This window comes from Dietzia cercidiphylli, assembly GCF_014145145.1.
In the GTDB taxonomy this organism is placed as follows: domain Bacteria; phylum Actinomycetota; class Actinomycetes; order Mycobacteriales; family Mycobacteriaceae; genus Dietzia; species Dietzia natronolimnaea.
This window is the reverse complement of the sequence record NZ_JAALEA010000279.1, coordinates 1-2,250: the sequence shown is the minus strand read 5'-3', so window position 1 is coordinate 2,250 and position 2,250 is coordinate 1. Positions and strand designations below refer to the sequence as shown.

Genomic DNA, 2,250 nt, shown 5'->3' with positions numbered 1-2,250 from the left:
CCACCAGGTCCGGACTCCTCCGGTGGTGGGTGGCCGTCGCCGTGAACGGGATCGCGGTCGCGCTCGCACTGTGGCGGGGCACGGGTGAGGGCTCGCAGGCCGCGGCGGACACGGTTCTCCTCACCGCGCTCGCGGCGGCCGCCGCGGTGTGGGCGGCGCGTGAGACCCGGACCGTCATGCGGAGTTTCGATGAGCCTTCCCCGCGGTTCACCCGGCGGCTTCTCCCGCGGGGCATCGTGGAGACGTCCCCGGCTCGAGAGGAGTGAGACGTGACGGTCCCCGCGACCACACATCTGCGGTCCACGGTGTCCACCGGGAGCGGGGTCGTCGCCCACAGAGGGGCCTCGGCCGAGTTCCCCGAACTCACGCTCGTCGCCTACGAGAAGGCCCTCGAGCAGGGCGCAGAGGCGCTCGAGGTGGATGTGCGGCTCACCTCCGACGGTGTCCCGGTGCTCCTGCACGATCCCCGGACCGCGCGCGTGGCGGACCGCGACGTCTGGGTCCACTCCAGCACCCTGGACGAGCTGTCCGCCCTCGACCTGGGCTCCTGGCATCCGGTGCACCGCCGGCCCGAACCACTCCTCACGCTGCGCAGTCTCCTGGTGATGGCCGAGGCGTACCCGCACGTGAAGCTGTTCCTGGAGACCAAGCACCCGGTGCCCACCGGCGGCCGCGTCGAGGTCGCGCTCCGGGACGAGCTGAGGTACTTCGGTCTGGACCGGCCCGCCTCGCACGCCGAGTCCCGCGCGCTCATGATGAGCTTCTCCGTGATGGCGGTGCGACGGTTCAGGCAACTGGCCCCGCAGGTGCCGACCGTGCAGCTCCGCGAGCGCGGCAACGTCCTCAAGTCGTGGCCGGCCGAGGGGTTCGGCGCCCAGTTGATGGGCCCGAGCATCGGCGCGCTCCGGGCGCGGCCGTGGTTGGTCGAGTACTGGAGGTCGCGGGGGATGGGGACCTACTGCTGGACCGTCGACGACCCGGCGGACATGCTCCTGTGCCGCGACCTGGGCGTGGAGTGGGTGGCCACCAACGTCCCGACACGGGCCCGGGGCGTCCTGGACGGGCCCACGCGTCGCGACTGACCCCGCCACGCCCGGCCCGATCCTGGGCCCCCGTGCGATGACGGCACCAGAGTGCGATGTCCGGGGGCGGGCCGCGCGGGCGCACCGTATCGTGGTGCCCGTGGGTAGACGTCAGCGCCATAATGAGCCCAAGTCCGGCGGCAACCGCCAGGCCAAGATCGCCGCTCGCGCGGCCGAGCGTGAGGAACTGAGCACGGAACCCCGGCCGTTCGCCGGGTTCGCCGGTGAGTGCGACATGGTCGCGATGCGCGAGTTCGTGCCGTCGGCGACCGCGCGACTCACCACCACCGCCGAGAAGCGGGAGATCATCCTGGCGACCGTCCTGCCGGGGGCCATCGCCGGCCTGGTGCGCGACGACGAGCTGGGCGGTGAGGCCATGGTGGGTCTCCAGGTGCAGGTCCACGGACCCGATCCGGCGGCCGACCTGGCCTACGCGGTGGACTGGGCCTCGCGTGCCGGGGGAGGGGAGACCCTGACGTCCTCCCACCCGGACGAGTCCACCCCGGCGTTGGAGGACGTCGTGGTCGCCGACGCCCCGCTCGAGATCGCGGTGCACGGCGACTTCTCCTGGTGGCTCGCCGAGGGCGCCCAGGTCAGGCCGGAGATCGCCCAGGCCATCAAGAACGCCAACGAGGTCATGATGCCCTCCGCCCGGGTCGCGGCCGACGGCATCGAGGCGGCCTGGTGGGTCGACGCGGGCGAGAAGGCCCACGTCCGCTGGGTGCGCCCGGAGGACGAGGATGCGCTGTTCGAGGCACTCGCGCGCGTGCACTCCGCCGGCGGCCTCCACCTGGGCGAGGGGTCCCGGTTCGCCGGGTCGTTCCGTACCCACGGGCTGCTCGTGCCGGTGTTCGACCTGGACCCGGAGATGCACCATCAGGAGTGGGCGCCGGGACTGCTGGAGCTCGACGCGCGACTGGGCGAGGCCCTGGCGAAGGACGGTCCGCTCAGCTCCGACGAGCGCGCGTCGCGCGACGGCCTGAGGGCACGTCAGGTCACCCTGCGCTGACCCGGCACCGGCCCCCGACGGGGCCCACGGGCCTCTAGTATCCCCTCGGGCGACCACCGGGTCGCCGGCCGGACGTGTGGCGGAGGGGGTGTGGCCGGCGTGGCCGACCGACCGAGACGGGGCGACGACGACGAGGCGGCGCCCTCCGAGGTGACCGTT

The 2,250-nt window shown here is 73.2% G+C and carries 2 protein-coding genes and 1 pseudogene; all 3 read left to right on the top strand.

Annotated elements, in window-relative coordinates:
• A pseudogene (locus G6028_RS10485) lies at positions 1-266 on the top strand (DUF4328 domain-containing protein); the annotation flags it as partial.
• A gap of 3 nt (positions 267-269) precedes the next feature.
• Positions 270-1,082: a glycerophosphodiester phosphodiesterase family protein gene (locus G6028_RS10480; RefSeq protein ID WP_182639950.1), complete on the top strand. Its 813-nt coding sequence runs from the start codon at positions 270-272 to the stop codon at positions 1,080-1,082.
• Positions 1,083-1,182: 100 nt separating this feature from the next.
• Positions 1,183-2,091, top strand: coding sequence for a DUF5926 family protein (locus G6028_RS10475; protein WP_182617326.1), 909 nt, complete (start codon positions 1,183-1,185; stop codon positions 2,089-2,091).
• The last annotated feature ends 159 nt before the right edge of the window (positions 2,092-2,250 follow it).